The organism is Streptacidiphilus sp. MAP12-20 (assembly GCF_041262525.1).
In the GTDB taxonomy this organism is placed as follows: Bacteria; Actinomycetota; Actinomycetes; order Streptomycetales; family Streptomycetaceae; genus Streptacidiphilus.
Map to the genome: position 1 here is coordinate 145168 of NZ_JBGCCK010000001.1, position 18891 is coordinate 164058.

Here is an 18891-nt window from a genome sequence, read left to right on the forward strand (position 1 = left end):
GCTGCGGTCGTGAAGATCCTTAGCCGATCATCAGCCAAGCTGTGCTAGCCCAAGCTGTGCTAGCCCAAGCTGTACTATCCCAAGCTGTGCTAGCCCAAGAAGTCGGCCAGGTCGCGGAGCAGCGCGCTCTTCGGCTTGGCGCCGACGATGGTCTTCACGACCTCGCCGTTCTGGTAGACGTTCATGGTCGGGATCGAGAGCACGCCGTACTTGGCCGGGGTGGCCGGGTTCTGGTCGATGTCGATCTTGGCGATGGTGAGCTGGTCCGCGTACTCGGTCGCGAGCTCCTCCAGGATCGGGGCGACCTGGCGGCACGGGCCGCACCAGGTGGCCCAGAAGTCGACCAGAACAGGCTTGTCGCTCTTGAGGACCTCGGACTCGAAGGTTGCGTCGGTGACAGTGATGGTGGCGCCGGCCACGGGGGTCTCCTCGGGATTGCAGGTGCAGGTCGTGTGGTGGAGCAGGGCGCCCGCCGGGCGGCAGGCGTGCGGCTGTCAGTCAGTCGGCCACTTGGTCAATCGCTCAGACCGTGGCGGGCTGGTGCTCGGCCTCGGCGTGGGCCAGCGCGGCCAGGTAGCGCTCGGCGTCCAGCGCCGCGGCGCAACCGGTGCCCGCGGCGGTGATCGCCTGGCGGTAGGTGTGGTCGACGACGTCGCCCGCGCCGAAGACGCCGGACACGTTGGTCCGGGTGGACGGGGCGTCCACGCGCAGGTAGCCCTCGTCGTCCAGCTCCAACTGGCCCTTGAAGAGCTCCGTGCGCGGGTCGTGGCCGACCGCGATGAACAGGCCGGTGACGGCCAGCTCGCGCGGCTCGCCGGTCTCGGTGTCCCGCAGCGTCAGCGAGCTGAGCTTGCCCGCCTCGCTGTGCAGATCGGCGACCTCGCTGTTCCAGGCGAAGGAGATCTTCGGGTCGTTGAAGGCCCGCTCCTGCATGGTCTTGCTGGCGCGCAGCTCGCCACGGCGGTGGACGACCGTGACGGACCTGGCGAAGCGCGACAGGAAGGTCGCCTCCTCCATGGCCGTGTCGCCGCCGCCGACGACGGCGATGTCCTGGTCGCGGAAGAAGAACCCGTCACACGTCGCGCACCAGGAGACGCCGCGGCCGGACAGCTCGTCCTCGTGCTCGAGACCGAGCTTGCGGTGCTGCGAGCCCGTGGTGACAATCACAGCCTTGGCGCGGTGGACCGTGCCCTCGGAGTCGGTGACGGTCTTGATGTCACCGCTGAGGTCGACCGCGACGACGTCGTCCGGGATGAGCTCGGCACCGAAGCGCTCGGCCTGGCTGCGCATGTTGTCCATGAGCTCCGGGCCCATGATGCCGTCACGGAAGCCGGGGAAGTTCTCGACCTCGGTGGTGTTCATGAGGGCGCCACCGGAGGACACGGAGCCCTCGAAGACCAGGGGCTTCAGCGAGGCACGCGCGGTGTACAGAGCGGCCGTGTAGCCGGCCGGGCCTGAGCCGATGATGATCACGTTGCGGACGTCGCTCACTGAATCTCCTGAATGCATCGCACCGGGCTGAACACTTCAACCTTTGGGCTGCCGGGGTTTTCGGGCGGGAGGTGCCATCCCCGTCAACGGTTCCCAAGTGTCTCGCATTCCCGGCGCTTCACGCGCGCGGCACCAACTGGTGGAAGAGGAGGAGCGGCGAAGCGCAGGAGTTCTGGACCAGATAGACGTCCCAGTGGTGCGGATCGGACGCGACCGGGTAGAGCAGGGCGAAGACCTGGACGCCGAGATAGTGACCGAACCCCTGGACCTGCGGGGGCGTCGACTGCTTCGTCGCGGCGAGGACACAGGCGGGCGCGGTCGGTCCATGAATCGCAGCCTCCTTGCCGGCCGACTGGGGGGTGGTCGGCGAGCTGTGGTCGGCGGGCGACGGCGGGGCGGTGGGGGTGGCTCCGGGGACGGTTGCCGCGGCGCCGTGGGAGCTGAGCTGCAACCGCGCCTGGTCCCGCACCAACGTCTGGATCTGGGCGTTCAGGCCGTCCGTGGTGAACTCGTAAACGGTGTTCGCATCGCCGGTGAGACGTGGAGCGGCCGCTGAGCCCGCGCCGCTGTTGGCACTGGTGCTCGCGCCGCCGTCGATGTCGCCGCCGCTGGATACGGCGAGTCCGATGCCCCCGGCAGCGACGAAGATCGCAAGGGTGGTGAGGGCCCGGCGCAGCCGCAGCCGCCCGCGCGAGCGCCCGGCCGGACGGTTGTCCGCCGGTCGACGGGTGGGCCGTGGCATGCCGGATTCGTCCGCGGCGTCACCGGTCGAGTCACCGGTCGCCTCGCTGTCGGGTGCCTCGTTGTCTCGCGCCTCGCTGTCTCGCGCCTCGGCCAACGCCGCGTCGATGCGTGCGGCCACGTCGTCGGGCATGGGGCCCGGGTCCGGCTCGGCGCCGAGCAGGTCGCGGAGCTCGATCAGGGCGTCGTGGGTCTCACGGCAGTCCGGGCAGTCACGCAGGTGCGCGGCGAGCTCGGCGCTCTGCTCGTCCGAGAGCAGCCCCTCAAGGTGCTCGGAGATGAGCTCGACCTCGGGGTGGGCGGGGTGCACGGTGGACTCGCTCATGCCTTCAGCTCACCTCCTGCTGCCCGGGTAGCGGTCGCTCCTGTCGATGGGACGTGTCTCTGGGCGGGTGGGTTCCCTTCGTCCGCTTCGCTCGGCTGTTGACCAGGATCACGCTCACCAAGATCGCTAAATGTTTCACGTGAAACACTTAGCGATCTTGGTCCGCTGTCGCCCTTCGCCGCGTCGCCCCCGGCCGTCCGCAGATGGCTCAGATGCGGCAGCAGCTTCGCTCTCGCTCGCGCGCAGCGGCTCTTCACCGTCCCCGTCGGAACGCCGAGCAGCGCAGCGGCCTCCGCGACCGGGTAGCCCTGCATGTCGACCAGGACCAGCGCCGCCCGCTGCTCGTGCGGCAGGGTGGCCAGTGCGGCCGCGAGCTCGCGGCGGAGCTCCCCGCGTTCGGCGAAGACATCGGCGCCCTCGTCGTGACCGGCCGCGCTCTCCAGCGTTCTGTCGTCCTCGACCAGGCGAACCCTTCTGGTCGACGCGCGTCGGGCGCGGTCCAGGCAGGCGTTGACGACGATCCGGTGCAGCCAGGTGGTCACCGCCGAGCGGCCCTGGAAGGTGTGCGCGGAGCGGAAGGCCGAGATCATCGCGTCCTGGAGCGCGTCCGCGGCCTCCTCGCGGTCGCCGAGCGTGCGCAGGGCGATGGCCCAGAGCCGGTCCCGGTGCCGCCGCACGAGCTCACCGAAGGCGTCGGGATCGCCTCCCAGATGGCGACGCAGCAGCTCCGCGTCCTCGACCGGCTCGGTCACCCTGCCCTCCACCCCCTCGGCGCCATCGTGTCGTGCGCACGAAAGTCGGGGTCAAGCCTGCCATCCCGGGGGCGTCCGCGTCAGCCCGCTGTGACGATCAGCCCAATACCTGAACTTCGGAGATGCCGCCGCGGAAGTTGCCCGGCTGGGTCGAGTCCGGGGGCAGGGCCGTGACGTGGACCAGGATGTAGCGGGTGCGCACGGGCTTGGTCAGGACGCCGCTGTCCAGTGTGGTGCCGGAGACCGCGCCGCTGTTGCTGATTCGCTGGAGGAAGCCGCTCAGGTCGGTGGGGGCGGCCGTGGCGCCGGCCGGGGCGGCGAGGATCTCCATGGTCTGGCCGGTCGTGGGGATGGTCACCTTGACCTCGGAGACGTCGCGAACGCTGCCCAGATCGATCAGGATGCCGCTGCCGTCCTTGCGGTTCGCCAGGTTGCCGAAGTTGGGATAGCCCTTGTAGCTGGAGGTGATCCACGCGGTGTCGGGCTTGCCGTCCACGGCCAGGCCCGCCTTGTCGCCCGCTATCGTCTGCGGGTCGAGTGGCGAGAACTCCGTCGCTGAGGAGATCGCGAGCGGCTTCAGCGCCCGCTGGCTCGCGCCGCTCTCACCCGGCAGATGACCCGTGGTGCCGCCCTGGCTGATCTGGGTGTTGGAGTTGGCGTTGGGCTGCGACATGAGAGCCTCGGCGGTGCCCCAGCTGCCCAGCGCGATCGCGCCCAGGACGACGAGGGAGACGGCCCACTTGAGCGCCTTGCCGGAGCGGCCGGGCAGGGCGGGCGGCAGCGGCTGGGTGAGGCTTGCGCCGGCCCCCTGGCGACCAGCGCGACCAGGACCACTGGAGCCGCGGCCGTTCGAGCCCCCGGAGCGTCCGGGACCTCCCGGACCTCCGGCGCCTGCGGGCCCCGCCGGACCCGTCGCGGCGGCGGCCTGACCGGCCGGACGCTGGGTCGGGTAGCTGGGCAGCACCAGCGGCTCGGGGGCCGGCTGGCGGACCTTCGGCAGGGCCGTGACGGCCTTGGCGAGGTCCTGCGGCGTGGTGATCGGCTCCAGCTTGCCGCCCGGCACGGCGCAGAGCGTGCGCGCGGTGAGATCGGACAGACCCCGATGCACGCCGGCCCTGACCCGCTCGGCGGGCACGGTGCCGAGGTTGCGCGGGAGGCCCTGCAGACCGTAGCGGTCCTCCGGGTACGGCCAGCGGTGCGTGAGTGCGGCGAAGAGCAGCGCGCCGATCGCCTTGGTGTCCTGGAGCGCCGCGTCAGCGCTGTCCTCGGGGTCGAGGCCGCGCAGCGCCGCGTTCACGGCGATGCCGTCGATCCGGTACTGGCCGCTGTCCGTGCGCAGCACGGAGGCGGGGGTGAGCCGCAGATGGGCCAGGCCGCGCCGGTGGGCGGCGGCCAGCGCGTCGGTGAGCTGGCGCACCAGCTGGTAGGCGTCGTACGCCTCCAGCGGCTCCTGCAGCAGCAGCTTGTCCAGGCCGGTGGCGTCGGGGAGCCACTCGCGGACGATGTAGACGATCCCGCCGTCCTCGACCGCGTCCAGCACCTGAACGAAGCGCGGGTCGCCGAGCAGGGCCGCCTGGCGGGCGGCGGCGAGCGTCGCCTTGGCGCGCGGGTGACCGGCGGCGAGCAGATGAATGCCGACGGCCCGGCGCAGCTTCTCGTCCATGGCACGCCAGGAGCTGAAGGCGCCCGCGTGGGTGATGCACTCCTCCAGCCGGTAACGGGAGGCGATCCGGTCCCCGCTGTGGCGCTCGGGCGCGGAGGGCAGAGCGACCGTGTCGGGCTCCTCGGCGACCGAGGTCGGAGCAGGCGCGGCGTCGGACTTGTCGTTGGTCGTGTCGCCGGCCTTGCCGCTGAGCTCGTCGTTGCGCGCGTCGTCGCGCTCGTCGTCGGGTTCCCCAGCCGGTTCCGTTGCCGGTTCCGTTGCGGTGGCGGCAGCCGAACCCGCGACGGGTGCCTCGCGAGGCTCCCTGACCGACTCCGCTGCGGCCGGCACCTCTGCCGGGGTGCCGCCCGGCTCGTCAGCACGTGAACCGGACGCGGCAGTTGGCTCGGCGTCAGGAGGCGTGTCTGCGGCGGCCAGTTCGGCCGCCAGCGCGGCGGCGGACAGCGGCGCGGTCGATTCCGCCGCCTTCTCCGCCGGCTTCTCGTCCGCCCGAGGGCCGCCCGTGGTCGTCCCCACGGCCGTCTCGCTGCGCTCTGCCACCGTTGTCCTGCCTCCCCAAACCGCACTGCCATCGATCATGTTCCGAGCCCACGATCAATTGTGCCAACTCGCTCCCACAGGTACGACCGTCGGAGGGGCACCTTGGTTGCTCACGAGAGCCGATTTGCGTGCGGTAGGTCCTCAGCGTCCGATTTTCGCGCGAACCATGGCGAGAAGCGAGTTGAGTTCCTCGATGCGCATCCGCTGCGCGACGACGACGAAGAGGGCCAGCTGCACCAGTCCACCGACCGCGACGGCCGCGAGCCCGCCGAGGCGGCCGTGCCCGAGCACGTGCATGACCCCGAAACAGAGCCCGGCACCGACGAGGGCCGGCACCACGCTGGCGCCGACGAGCTTGGCGTAGGTCTGCTTGATCCGCTGCCCGTCGAGGTCACCGATCCGGCGGCGCAGCCGCGGCACGGCCACCATCAGGCCCACCACGTAGGCGAGGCCGTAGACGAAGGCCATCCCGGTGACCGCCCACTTCGCCGGGAGCGCGACGTAGCAGATGACCGAGAGCAGCGCCTGGCTGACGGCGACCCAGACGGTGTTGTAGAAGGGCGTCCGGGTGTCCTCGTACGCGTAGAACCCGCGCAGCAGCACGTACTGGGCGGAGTACGGGATCAGCCCGAGGGCGAAGGCCGAGACCATGTAGCCGATCGACACCTCCCCGTAGATCAGGGCACCGATCGCGGGGCCCAGGGCCAGGAAGGCGAAGGCCGCCGGGACGATCGCCACGGCCGAGGTGCGCAGCCCGTACGAGATGTCGTCCCTGACCGCTGTGCCGTCTTCGTCGGCAGCGGCCCGCGAGATGCGCGGCAGCACGGCGCTCATGATCGAGACAGTGATGACGGCCTGCGGCAGCTGCCAGATCAGCAGCGCGTTCTGGTAGGCGGCCAGGCCCTTGCCGTTGTCGCCCGAGGCCACACCGGAGGCGGTGGCGAGCTGTGTCACGACCAGGAAGCCGACCTGGTTGGCCAGGACGAAGAGGAAGGTCCACTTGGCGAGCTTGGCAGCGTGGCCGAGCCCGTGGCCGCGCCAGTCGAAACGGGGACGGAAGCGCAGGCCGGCGCGCTTCAGGTAGGGCAGCATCGCCAGGGACTGCACCACCAGGCCGAGCAGGGTGCCGATGCCGAGCAACCGGATCCCCGCGGAGGGGATCACCACGTGCCCGGGCTCGCCCATGTGGGTGCCGTTCCAGGGGCCGTAGACCCAGAGGAACATCGAGAACGTGAAGATGATGACGATGTTGTTGAGGACCGGCGTCCACATCATCGGGCCGAACTTGCCCCGCGCGTTCAGGATCTGGCCCATGACGACGTGCAGACCCATGAAGAAGATCGTCGGCAGGCAGTACCGCGCCAGGGCGACGGTGGTGCTCGCCGAGGCCGGGGTCGCCATCGCCGTGTCGGACACCATCCGCACCAGCAGCGGGGCGGCCAGCACGGTCACCAGCACAACGAGGCCGAGCCCGACGATGACCAGGGTCAGCAGTCTGTTGGCGTAGGCCTCGCCGTCGTCGTCGTCGTTCTTCATGCTGCGGACGAGCTGCGGCACGAAGACGGCATTGAGCGCGCCGCCGCCGACCAGGATGTAGAGCATGGTCGGCAGCGTGTTGGCGACGCTGTAGTCGTCGCCCAGGGTCGCGTAGCCGATCGCGAGGCCGATGACCATCGTGCGGACGAAGCCGGTGCCGCGCGAGACGAGCGTGCCCGCCGCCATGATCGCGCTGGAGTTGAGGATGCTCGCGACCTTGCCCTTGGCCGCGGCGGATCCGGTGTCCGGCTGCGCCGTCCCGTCCGGGCGCTGCGGCAGGTCCGCAGGGACGAGCAGCGGGATGGTGCTGGTGGCCTCCGCGACCGAGTCGCCGCCCGCCTCGCCGTAGAGGCTCGGGCCGCTGTCGCGGAAGAGGAAGTCGTAGGACTCGTCCTGATTGCGCTGCTGCTGCGTCTGGGCCTGCTCGCGGGCCTGCTGGCGCCGGCCCGCGCCGCTGATCAGCTCGTCGACGCCGACGTACTGCTCCTCGGCGCCGCCTACGCCGCTGCCGCCCTGCTCGGCCCATGGGCTGTGGCCGGACTGCTGCGGCGGGAGGGGCTGGGACTGCGACTGCTGGGGGTGCGGCTGCTGCTGGGGGTCGTTGTAGGCCTGGCTGAAGCCCTGCGGCTGGTACGGCTGCTGCTGGTACGGGGCGTACTGCGGTTGCTGTGCCTCGAAGGACGCTGCCTCGAAGGACGCTGTCTCGAACGACGCCGCCTCGAACGACTGGGCCGCCGGTGCATCGAGGGGCTGCTGGTCGTAGGGCTGCTGCTGCCCGTACGGGTCCGTCGCATAGGGATCGTGGGCATAGGTCTGGTCGAGGTACGGATCAGGCGCGTGCCCGTCGGTGCCCTGCGGGGTCCTGCCGTCGCGCGGCGCGCTCATGCGTCTCTCTCCGGGTCGTCGCGTACCAGTAGCCAGATACCAGGTGCCTACCCTCTCACCTCTGGGACGCCGGACGGCGTCTCACGGCTCCTGGTTTTCGGAGTTCGCGGCCTCCAGCGCCGCATTCTTCTTCCGCTTCCAGTACAGCCGCAGCCCGGCCAGCACCACCAGCAACCCGCCGCCGGCGATGACGGTGATCACTCCGGTGGAGACCGAGGTCGCGTTGACCTTGAACGGAATCTGGCTGATCTGATGGCCGTCCTGGGTGCTGTAGAGCGTCGCCGTCATCGGGACAGTGCCGTTGGCCGTGGTGGTGACCTTGAACTTGTAGGTCTTCTTGGTTCGGCCGCCCGTGACGCTGACGTCGTAGTCGGACGTGTTGACCTGCAGCCGCTTCGGAGCGGAGCTGGTCAGCGAGAGCCTCATCTTGCCCACGGTCTGCTCCAGGTCGTTCTCGACCGTGACCGCGACCTGCGCCGAGGAGTTGTTGCCGGGCACCACGACGTCGGTCGCCTTCGGCAGGATCTTGACCGCCACGCCCAGGGTGCTGACATAGCCGCCCATCGACTGGCGGTAGTCGCTGCCTGCGGACGCGTTCTCACGCCAGGCGGTCGAGACCGAGCGGACCATCGCGGCGCTGAACGGCTCGCGCAGGCGGTCGGGGCGGGTCAGGATCTGCTCCAGCCAGGCGAGCCGTTCGCCGGAGCGGAGGAGGCCGTCGAACGCGTCCGCGCTGATCTCTGTGGATCTGAGCTGCGCCGGGTAGCTCTGCGGTACCGAGGTGTTCGCTCCGGGGGTGGCGCCCGCCTGGACGACGCTTTTCAGATCGGTCGGCGACACCCACTTGCCGGACTGCGCATCGGTCAGGGCCGTCGCCAGGGTCTGCGCGGTCGCCGTTGACATCTGTCGCGGCGGCTGGACCAGGACGAAGCGCTGCTGGTCCGGGCGCTCCTGGGTGATGGCCAGGGTCTCGGCCAGGAACTGCTGCGTCGCGGCGGTCTGTGCGCTCTTCGAGGAGAGATCGCCGGCGAAGATCTTGGCCAGCGCTCCGTCCGCCACCACCGCGGTCATCCCGTTGCCGATGGAGCGGGCGGCGTTCGGCGTGTAGTTGAGGTTCTGGCTGTCCGGCAGCGAAGTGCCGTTGACGATGATCTGGTTGGCGCCGCTGGTCTTCGCCAGACGCTCGATCGAGGTGTCCACGGCGCCCTGGTAGGGCCAGGCCACGTTGTGCGCGGCGTCGACCTGGAGCCGGTCCAGGCCGAGGGCACTGGTGGTGAGCGGAAGGAGGGCGCTCAGCGTCGGCCCGCCGCCGGCGTTGTGCGCGAGCGAGGCGAGGTCGGGGTCGGCGTAGGGCAGCGAGATCACGTCCGCCTTGCTCGGCTGCGTGAGCGTGTTCTGCAGGCTGCTGAGCCAGGCGGAGGCGGCGTCCGAGCCGGTGCCCTTCTTGAGACAGTTGCAGGTGTTGTTGGCGCCCTGCGCGTCCGCGGCGGGGCCGGCGACCTGGTAGTTCTTGGTCATCGCGTAGACGGTGTCGATCAGGTCGGGATCGATCACCCAGCTCAGGTGCAGTCCCGGGTTCGCCTGGCCGATGCCGGTGAGCTGGTTGAGGCGACCCTCCTGGGCGAGCGAGGCCGCCAGATTGTCGTCGGTCAGGACGGGCTCCTCGACGCCCGAGGGGTCGAGGTAGGTCTGCGCCTGGATCTTGGGGGCGTCCGTGAGCGGCCAGAGCGTGGCGACCTTGGTCGGCTTGTCGGTCGAACTGGCGGGGTGGATCGGCAGGAAGGTCCGGGTGATGCCGAGGGTCCTGCCTGCGGTGGCGCCGACCGTGCTCTGGGCGTCGACGCCGAGGACGTAGACGCCGTCCGGGCCCGTGCCGAGGCGGAGCTTGCCGACCGGCGCCGTGATGGTGAAGGGCGCGCTGGCCCCGGGGACCAGGGCTCCGATCTTCGCCTGCAGCGAGGGGTCGTCGATCTCGAGGCCGTCCAGGTCCGACGGCTTGCCGTTCGGGATCGTCGTCTCGATCTCGGAGCGGCTCCTGACGGCCCGGCCGGTCGTGGTCAGGCCCACGTGGAGCCCGTCGATCGTGGAGGTGCCGCGGTTGGTCACGGTGCCGGTCAGGGTGACCTGGCCGGTGGGGGCGGGCGCGGCCGGCAGGACGGTGTCGAGGGTGACGTCGATCGGGACGTTCGAGTCCCTGGTCGTGAGCCCGGTACCACGCGGGGCCGTGCCGGCGGCGGCCGGCGCCGAGCCAGGCACCTCGGTCACCTTGATCTGCGGGGCCGCCTCCGCGGCCGGAGCCAGGGTCGGGCCGGCCAGCAGGACCAGACCCGAGGCGAGTGTGAGCCGCCCCCAGCCCTGCAGCCTGCCGCCGCGTCGCACCCGGGTACGAAGGGTTCCGCCGTCTGTCGGCAGTCCGCTCGCCCGCCACCTCCCCGTCGCCGCCTCGCCCACGCGCCCTCGCCGTTCTTGTCGCTGTCCCCAGGGATGCTCGCCGCGCGTTGCGCGCCCTGGAATGGTAACGACGCCGGGTGGTCCCGTGTGCCGCTGGGCAGGCCCGGATGGGGGCAGCACATGGAAGTCCCAGGAACGCGCCGGTCCGGGACGGCGCCGGCTGTGCGGCTGCTGGGCCATAGCTGTCCCGCTGCCGTCCCGCCGCTGTGGCCCCCGCTGTGGCCCACGCTGTAGACCCCGCTGTGGGCGCTGGTGTGGCGCCGCACCTGTGGCCCGCCAGGTCATAACTGTGCAGCGCTGGTACCGCCGGGCCCCGTACCCTTGTCTGTCGTGTCCCAAGCTATGCCCTCCGGCTTCCCCGTGCCCGAATCCGCCCCCGCCGCTGACCCTGCCGTGCTGCCTGCCGCAGCCCCGGTTGCGGGCGGCGACGCGCTGAGCGAGACGCAGGCCGAGCAGTTGCGCGAGATCCTCCGTGCCTACCCGGTCGCCGTCGAGCTCGGCGAGCGGTTCCAGCGGGCCGGCTTCAAGCTGGCACTGGTCGGCGGCTCGGTGCGGGACGCGCTGCTGGGCCGGCTCGGCAACGACCTGGACTTCACCACGGACGCCAGGCCCAACGAGATCCTCAAGCTGGTCAAGGGCTGGGGCGAGGCGGTCTGGGACGTCGGCATCGCCTTCGGCACCGTCGGGGTCCGCAAGCACGACCTGCAGATCGAGATCACCACCTACCGCTCCGAGCTCTACGACAGGAACTCGCGCAAGCCCGAGGTCACCTTCGGCGACACCATCGAGGAGGACCTGGTCCGCCGCGATTTCACGGTCAACGCGATGGCCGTGGCGCTGCCGGAGGCCGTCTTCGTCGACCCGCACCACGGCCTGGCCGACCTGGCCGAGGGAGTGCTGCGCACCCCGGGCACGCCCGAGGCGTCCTTCTCCGACGACCCGCTGCGGATGCTGCGCGCCGCGCGCTTCGCCGCCCAGCTCGACTTCGCGGTGGCCCCCGAGGTGGTCACCGCGATGACGGAGATGGCGGACCGGATCGACATCGTCTCCGCCGAACGGATCCAGGGCGAACTGAACAAGCTGCTGCTCTCGAAGCACCCGCGCGAGGGCCTGAGCCTGCTGGTCGACACGGGCCTCGCCGCCCACGTCCTGCCCGAGCTGCCCGCGCTCAAGCTGGAGCTCGACGAGCACCACCGGCACAAGGACGTCTACGAGCACTCGCTGACGGTGCTGGAGCAGGCGATCGACCTGGAGTCGACCGGCGAGGGCGACGGCAAGCCCGACCTGACGCTGCGCCTGGCCGCGCTGCTCCACGACATCGGGAAGCCGCGCACCCGGCGCTTCGAGCAGGGCGGCGGCGTCTCGTTCCACCACCACGAGCTGGTCGGCGCGAAGATGACCAAGAAGCGGCTGCGGGACCTCAAGTACTCCAACGAGCTGATCGCCGACGTCTCCCGGCTGGTCGAGCTGCACCTGCGCTTCCACGGCTATGGCAGCGGCGAGTGGACCGACTCGGCGGTGCGCCGCTACGTCCGCGACGCCGGCCCGCTGTTGGACCGGCTGCACAAGCTGACGCGTTCGGACTGCACCACGCGCAACAAGAAGAAGGCCGCGGCGCTCTCCAAGACCTACGACGGCCTGGAGGAACGGATCGCGCAGCTCAAGGAGCAGGAGGAGCTGGACGCGATCCGCCCGGACCTCAACGGCGACCAGATCATGGCGCTGCTCGGCATCCGGCCGGGCCGTGAGGTGGGTGAGGCGTACAAGTTCATGATGGAGCTGCGCCTGGAGCAGGGCCCGCTCGGCGAGGAGGCCGCGCAGGCGGCGCTCAAGGAGTGGTGGGCGCAGCGTCAGGCGTAGCGCGGGCCGCGCGCCACGGGCGGGTGGCACCGTAGGCGAGGGCGGTGGCGGCGTAGAGCGCCGCCGCCGTCAGCACGACGGGCACCGAGCGGCCGGAGACCGGCAGCACGAGCGCGCACAGCGCGGCGGCAGCCACCAGCGCGCCGTTGAAGAGCACGTCGTAGAGCGCGAAGACGCGGCCGCGGTACGCGTCGTCGACGCCGCTCTGGACCGCGGTGTCGGTGCTGATCTTCGCGCCCTGGGTCAGCAGGCCGAGGAAGTAGGCGGCCGCCATGGTCGGCCAGGGCGTGAAGAAGAGTCCGAGCGCCGCGGTCAGCACGGCGCCCAGCGCGCAGCAGGTCGTCAGCCAGCCCGGCACGGTGAGTCTGCGACCGGCCCAGGGGGTGAGCGCGGCCGCGCTGAAGTAGCCGCCCGCGGAGGCGGCGAGGGCGGTGCCCAGCCAGCGGATCCCGCCGGCCTGGTCGCTGGGGGCCACGAAGGAGTTCCGGCAGAGCATCAGCAGCACGACCAGCAGCAGTCCGTAGCAGAACCGGCAGACCGCCACCGCCCCGAGCGCGCGGGCGGCGGGGCGGCAGTCGTGCAGCAGGTGCCGGAGGCCGTCGAGCAGTCCGCGTGCGGTGTCGACGACGGCGCTGCGGACGGAGGTTCCGGCGGCCTCGTCCAGATGAGCCCGGTCCGGCCCGAGCGAGTCCTTGCCCAGGGTGGACGCGGCGAGCGCGGCGCAGGCGTAGCCGAGCCCGGCCAGGCAGACCAGCAGCGCGTTGCTCCACGCTCCGGCGGGCAGTGCGAGCCGGACCAGGAAGGCGCCGCCGCCGCCGAGGGTCGCGGCGAGGGTGCCCGCGGTGGGCGCGAGCGAGTTGGCGGCGATCAGCAGGTTCTCGCTGACGACGTGCGGCAGCGCGGCCGAGAGCCCGGACAACACGAAGCGGTTGACCCCGGTCACGGCCAACGCGGCGACGAAGAAGGCCCCGGTCGGCGCGTGCGCGGCGACGAGCGCGGCGGTTCCGAGGCAGAAGACCAGGCGCAGCAGGTTTCCGTTGACCAGCACCTGGCGTCGCCGCCAGCGGTCGAGCAGCACGCCGGCGAAGGGGCCGACGACGGAGAACGGCAGCAGCAGCACCGCGAAGGCGGAGGCGATGGCGGTGGGTGTCGGCTGCCGTTCGGGCGAGAAGACGACGTAGGCGGCGAGGGCGGCCTGGAAGATCCCGTCGGAGAGCTGCGAGAGCAGGCGGGTGGCGAGCAGTCGACGGAAGCCGCGCAGTTCGAGGAGCTCGAGAAGAGAAGGGGACGTCGCCACCGGCCAAGCGTGGCACGCGTGGAGTGCGGTTGCACGCGTACGCAACCAAGATCGCTAAGTGTTTCACGTGAAACATATAGCGATCTTGAAGCGGCCAGTGGCACATGCAAGGGGCGCGAGGAACTGCGCGAGCAACCACCCTGTGCGGTGGCCCTGCTCGCTGAGCGACTCGCCACACTGGGTGGCTTGTCGCGCAGTTCCTCGCGCCCCATGCGAAGACGCGCGTCAGCGCATCAGCGCTCGACCTCGCCGCGGATGAACTTCTCGACGTTCTCCTTGGCCTCGTCGTCGAAGTACTGAACCGGCGGGGACTTCATGAAGTAGGAGGACGCCGACAGGATCGGGCCGCCGATGCCGCGGTCCTTGGCGATCTTCGCCGCGCGGACCGCGTCGATGATGACGCCGGCCGAGTTCGGGGAGTCCCAGACCTCGAGCTTGTACTCCAGGTTCAGCGGAACGTCACCGAAGGCGCGACCCTCGAGGCGGACGTAGGCCCACTTGCGGTCGTCGAGCCAGGCCACGTAGTCGGACGGGCCGATGTGGACGTTCTTGGCGCCCATGTCGCGGTCGCGGATCTGCGAGGTGACGGCCTGCGTCTTGGAGATCTTCTTGGACTCCAGGCGCTCGCGCTCGAGCATGTTCTTGAAGTCCATGTTGCCGCCGACGTTCAGCTGCATGGTGCGCTCGAGGATGACACCGCGGTCCTCGAACAGCTTCGCCATCACGCGGTGCGTGATGGTCGCGCCGACCTGGGACTTGATGTCGTCACCGACGATCGGCACGCCGGCCTCGGTGAACTTGTCCGCCCACTCCTTGGTGCCGGCGATGAAGACCGGGAGGGCGTTGACGAAGGCGACCTTGGCGTCGATGGCGCACTGGGCGTAGAACTTCGCCGCAGCCTCGGAACCGACGGGCAGGTAGCAGACCAGAACGTCGACCTGGCGGTCCTTGAGGATCTGGACGACGTCGACCGGCTCCTCGGCGGACTCCTGGATGGTCTCCAGGTAGTACTTGCCGAGACCGTCGAGCGTGTGGCCACGCTGCACCTGGACGCCCGTGGAGGGCACGTCGCAGATCTTGATGGTGTTGTTCTCGGACGCACCGATGGCATCGGCGAGGTCGAGGCCGACCTTCTTGGCGTCCACGTCGAACGCGGCGACGAACTCGACGTCGCTGACATGGTACTCACCGAACTGCACGTGCATGAGGCCGGGCACGCGGCCGTTCGGGTCGGCGTCCTTGTAGTACTCGACACCCTGCACCAGCGAGGCGGCGCAGTTGCCGACACCCACGATGGCTACGCGAACCGAACTCATTCCGGTTGCTCCTTGTTGCTCGTGAGACTCGTGCTGCGGCACGAATCTCTGCCTTCTTCAATGCGGTACGTCTGAAAAGCAGTGCGTCCGGAGAACCGGAGAAGCGCTGCGTCGATGCTGATTGCCGGCAGTCCCCCTGCCGCCCGCGTGCTACTGCTCCGCGTGATGCTGCTCGGCCTCGCTGCCCGGCGGACCGGTGGCGGGGCCGCGGCCGTTGCGGTTGGCGCGCTCGGTCTCGATCAGCTCGTTGAGCCACCGGACTTCGCGTTCGACCGACTCCAGGCCGTGGCGCTGCAGTTCGAGGGTGTAGGCGTCCAAGCGCTCGCGGGTGCGGGCCAATGAGGCGCGCATCCGCTCGAGCCGCTCCTCCAGCCGGTTCCGGCGACCCTCGAGCACGCGCATGCGCACGGCTCTGTCGGTCTGGCCGAAGAAGGCGAAGTGGACGCCGAAGTGCTCGTCCTCCCAGGCGTCCGGCCCGGAGTCGGCCAGCAGCTCCTCGAAGCGCTGCTTGCCTTCACCGGTGAGCCGGTAGACGATCTTCGATCGCTTGCCGTTGAGGGCGGTGGCGGGGATGTACTCGGCGTCGGGGTTGTCCTCGACCAGGTAGCCCTGGGCGACGAGGCCCTTGAGGCAGGGGTAGAGCGTGCCGTAGGAGAAGGCACGGAACGAGCCGAGCAGCACGTTGAGCCGCTTGCGCAGCTCGTAACCGTGCATGGGCGAGTCGTGCAGCAGGCCGAGGACGGCGAACTCCAGGATTCCCGAGCGTCTGCTCATCTTCCTCTCCCGCCTCCCTCCGCGTCGCTTGCGCTGTCCGACACCTGCAGTATGCCACTTCGATGTATCGAGTCGATACATCGAGACGATATGGCGTGGCCGGGATGACGGCAAGGGGGTGCCCGGTGGTGACGCTCACAGTTGTTGCTTGTGCATAAGGGGAAGCTGAGTGCGGCGGGGCGGGTGTGCCGTGTGGGGTGGCGTGTGGGTAGCGCTTGGGTGGGGACGAGGCGGGAGTTTGGCTGGGCTTTCGCAAGGATCTTCCGGCGTTATGTCCCAATTGGTAGTTGACGCCCGGTTAGGTACCTTCCCAGGCTGCGTACTCTGTCGCCTATGCAGAAAGCCGCCGGGACGTACGGGAACCAAAGGGGATGCTGGGGCGTCCCCGTCCTCGGCGCACTCTGGTCTCTTCGGCCTGCGCCTTGGGGGATCAGGACCATCGCCGCCTTCAGGCCGCACAGCCTGTAGACCGAGGAACAGCTGGAAGCAGCATGAGCGAACACCGGCGCAAACAGCAGCCGCAACCGCAGAGCGGTCGCCGCCCGGACGGGCCCACCTCCGTCGGGCGTGGACCGGTCAGCGGTCACCCGAGCGCGGGCATGTCCCCGCGCCGCACCGCCCGCCCGCAGGGCGGCCCCGGCGCGCCCGGCGCGACGACCGCCCAGCCTCGGCTGACGCGCGCCGAAATGCGCCGCGCCGCCCAGGGCAAGGGCGGCGGTCGTGGCGCGGGTGGTCGCGGCGGCGGAGGCGCTGGTCGCGGTCCCGGCCGGGGCGGGCAGCCGCCGCAGGGGCCGAAGCCGAAGCGTTTCATCGACTACCCGCGCTGGGGCAAGAGCGGAGTACGGCGCTGGCTGCCCTCGTGGAAGCTGGTGACGAGCTGCTTCCTGCTCATGTTCGGCGGTCTGACGGCCGTGATCGGCTATGCCTACGCCCAGGTGACGGTCCCGGACCCGAACGCCGCCTCGACGCTGCAGAGCAACATCTTCTACTGGGATGACGGCAAAACCGTCATGGCCACCAGCGGCCAGGTCAACCGGCAGATCGTGCCGATCTCCGAGATCCCGGTCCCGGTCCAGCACGACTTCATGGCCGCCGAGGACGAGACCTTCGAGACCAACGCCGGCATCGACCCGATGAGCATCCTGCGCGCCGTCCGCAACATGGCGACCGGTGGCAGCGTGCAGTCCGGGTCGACGATCACGCAGCAGTACGTCAAGAACGTCTACCTGAACAGCGCGCAGACGGCCTCCCGCAAGCTGAGCGAGATATTGATCTCGATCAGGATCGCGAACGGTGGCCTCTCCAAGAACCAGGTGCTGACCGGATACCTGAACACCAACTATTACGGGCGCGGCGCTTACGGCATTGAGGCTGCAGCCGAGGCCTACTACGGGGTCCCCGTCGCGAAGCTGAGCGTCAGCCAGGGCGCTTTCATCGCGGCCACGGTCAACGAGCCGAGCACGTTCCAGAACGTCGACACCCTCGTCACCAGCAATAAGGCGGTCTACGACCACATCGTCGGCCGCTGGACGTACGTGCTCAACCGGATGGTCATCAACAAGTGGATGACCCAGGCCGACCATGACGCGCTCATCGCCAAAGGCTTCCCCACACCTATCAAGTGGGCCCAGCACTCGAACCTCACGGGGCAGGTCGGCTACCTGGTCGACATGGCGACCAACTACGCCACGCAGCACTCCGGCGGACAACTGACCGACGCGATGCTCGCCCGCGGCGGTTACAAGATCTACACGACCTTCAACAAGGCCAAGGTCTACGCCCTCTCCGACGCGGTCGCCAAGATGGAGAAGGCGCACCTCGACCCGAAGAAGCACTCAGCCGACGCGAACGTGCAGGCGGGCGCCGCCTCGGTGGACCCGAGCAGCGGCGCGATTGTGGCGATCTACGGCGGGCCCGGCACCGACAAGGGTCACTACGTCGACAACGCCAACACCCACGGTGTCCCGGTCGGGTCGACCTTCAAGCCGATCGTGCTCGCTTCTGCCATGCAGAACGGGGCGATGCAGACCGGGAGCACGCAGACCACGCCGATCACCCCGGACAGCAAGTACAACGCCGACCCCTGCCTGAAGATCCACGACCAGTCCGGCAACTTCCTGCAGGACAAGTCGGGCACGTCGGCCTGCCCCGAACCGGACGGCCTCCTCCACCAGGCCAATGACGACACCGTCAAGTACGGCTACCGGACGCTCCGCTTCGCCATGGCGAAGTCGATCAACACGCCGTATGTGCAGCTCGGTGAGGACGTCGGCTACTCGCAGGTCAAGCAGACGGCGACGAACCTCGGCCTGGACCCGACGACCCTGGAGAGTCCGTCGGCCGGCTTCTTCATCGGCACCTCGACGCCGAACGCCGTCCGCATGGCAGATGTCTACGCGACCTTCGCCAACCAGGGCATGGAGCACGACCCGTTCTCGGTCTACAAGGTCGAGCTCGGTGACGTGGTTCAGACCTGGCTGCACGCGGTGCAGCCGAGGCAGGCGGTGAGCCAGGACATCGCCAACAGCGTCACCGACGTGCTGCAGGGCGTCGTCCAGAACGGTACGGGCACGAACGCCAAGGCCCTGGGCCGTCCGGCGGCCGGCAAGACCGGTACCACCGACGACTACAAGTCCGCCTGGTTCATCGGCTACACCCCGCAGCTGTCCACCTCGGTGGTGCTGTTCAAGGAAGACCCGAACCACCAAGGCCTGTTGTCCATGAAGGGCGTCGGCGGCTACGCAAAGGTCTTCGGTGCTGTCATGCCTACCGAGGTCTGGGTCGACTACATGACCACCGCGCTCAACGGCCAGCCGACCAAGGACTTCCCGCCGGCGCCGACGCTGCCCAAGGGCGGCAACGAGTCCGGTGCACCCTCGGCCTCGCCGAGCGCGTCCGCCAGCAGCTCGGCCTCGTCCTCGCCGTCCTCCAGTTCGACGGCGTCCAACTCGCCGTCGAGCAGCCCGACACCGTCGAGCTCCGGGAGCAGCACCTGCTCGCCCCTCCAGATCGCGCTGGGCACCTGCACTGGCCCGAGTTCGTCGCCGACGCCGACGGCGTCGAGTTCCAAGCACCACGGCGGCGGTGGGTCGTCCAGTCCCCCGGCTTCGCCGGGAGGGGCGCTGGTGCCGCCAGGCGGCTGAGCGGCTCGGCCAGGTGAGTGACGCGCGGCCCCGACCCTGACGGGTGGGGGCCGCGCGGCGTACCCGAGGAAGCCGGTGGAGTCCGGCCGCAACGCGTTGTCCACAACCCCCGGAAAG

Annotated in this window: 12 protein-coding genes; 2 read left to right on the forward strand and 10 right to left on the reverse strand. The window is 69.9% G+C overall.

All coding sequences use genetic code 11. The annotated features are described in order from the left end of the window. Positions 1-89: 89 nt before the first annotated feature. The 7 genes from trxA to ABIA32_RS00695 all read right to left on the reverse strand — a co-directional run bounded on the left by trxA (position 90) and on the right by ABIA32_RS00695 (position 10312). The gene (gene trxA / locus ABIA32_RS00665; RefSeq protein WP_370091639.1) at positions 90-419 is read right to left on the reverse strand and encodes a thioredoxin; all 330 of its coding nucleotides are present in this window, start codon (positions 417-419) and stop codon (positions 90-92) included. A gap of 103 nt (positions 420-522) precedes the next feature. Beyond that, on the reverse strand, positions 523-1491 hold the full coding sequence (trxB, locus tag ABIA32_RS00670) for a thioredoxin-disulfide reductase (protein ID WP_370091640.1): 969 nt from the start codon (positions 1489-1491) through the stop codon (positions 523-525). Positions 1492-1609: 118 nt separating this feature from the next. Beyond that, complete coding sequence (locus ABIA32_RS00675; RefSeq protein ID WP_370091642.1) at positions 1610-2557, reverse strand: anti-sigma factor; 948 nt, start codon at positions 2555-2557, stop codon at positions 1610-1612. Further along, positions 2554-3321: an RNA polymerase sigma factor SigM gene (sigM, locus tag ABIA32_RS00680; RefSeq protein WP_370091643.1), complete on the reverse strand. Its 768-nt coding sequence runs from the start codon at positions 3319-3321 to the stop codon at positions 2554-2556. The genes ABIA32_RS00675 and sigM overlap by 4 nt, the downstream gene beginning before the upstream one ends. Before the next feature lie 85 nt (positions 3322-3406). Beyond that, complete coding sequence (locus ABIA32_RS00685) at positions 3407-5512, reverse strand: serine/threonine protein kinase (protein WP_370091645.1); 2106 nt, start codon at positions 5510-5512, stop codon at positions 3407-3409. Positions 5513-5653: 141 nt separating this feature from the next. After that, positions 5654-7933 (reverse strand): murein biosynthesis integral membrane protein MurJ, encoded by a 2280-nt coding sequence (gene murJ, locus ABIA32_RS00690; protein WP_370091647.1) that lies wholly within the window; start codon positions 7931-7933, stop codon positions 5654-5656. 81 nt (positions 7934-8014) lie between these two features. After that, entirely contained in the window at positions 8015-10312 is a 2298-nt protein-coding gene (locus tag ABIA32_RS00695) for a DUF6049 family protein (RefSeq protein WP_370091648.1), read from the reverse strand. A 414-nt stretch (positions 10313-10726) separates the two neighbouring features. Here ABIA32_RS00695 and ABIA32_RS00700 point away from each other — a divergent pair, with 414 nt between their 5' ends. Further along, positions 10727-12244 (forward strand): CCA tRNA nucleotidyltransferase, encoded by a 1518-nt coding sequence (locus ABIA32_RS00700; RefSeq protein ID WP_370091975.1) that lies wholly within the window; start codon positions 10727-10729, stop codon positions 12242-12244. Here the strand turns inward: ABIA32_RS00700 and ABIA32_RS00705 are convergent. The 3 genes from ABIA32_RS00705 to ABIA32_RS00715 form a co-directional block, all read right to left on the reverse strand. Next, a complete protein-coding gene (locus ABIA32_RS00705; protein WP_370091649.1) occupies positions 12213-13541 on the reverse strand; it encodes an MFS transporter in 1329 nt (442 codons plus the stop codon). The genes ABIA32_RS00700 and ABIA32_RS00705 overlap by 32 nt on opposite strands. A gap of 233 nt (positions 13542-13774) precedes the next feature. Continuing rightward, positions 13775-14857, reverse strand: coding sequence for an inositol-3-phosphate synthase (locus ABIA32_RS00710; protein ID WP_370091650.1), 1083 nt, complete (start codon positions 14855-14857; stop codon positions 13775-13777). Between the two features lie 150 nt (positions 14858-15007). Next, positions 15008-15631, reverse strand: a complete 624-nt coding sequence (locus ABIA32_RS00715; protein WP_370091652.1) for a PadR family transcriptional regulator — start codon at positions 15629-15631, stop codon at positions 15008-15010. A gap of 491 nt (positions 15632-16122) precedes the next feature. Here ABIA32_RS00715 and ABIA32_RS00720 point away from each other — a divergent pair, with 491 nt between their 5' ends. Beyond that, the gene (locus tag ABIA32_RS00720) at positions 16123-18774 is read left to right on the forward strand and encodes a transglycosylase domain-containing protein (protein ID WP_370091653.1); all 2652 of its coding nucleotides are present in this window, start codon (positions 16123-16125) and stop codon (positions 18772-18774) included. Positions 18775-18891 lie beyond the last annotated feature (117 nt).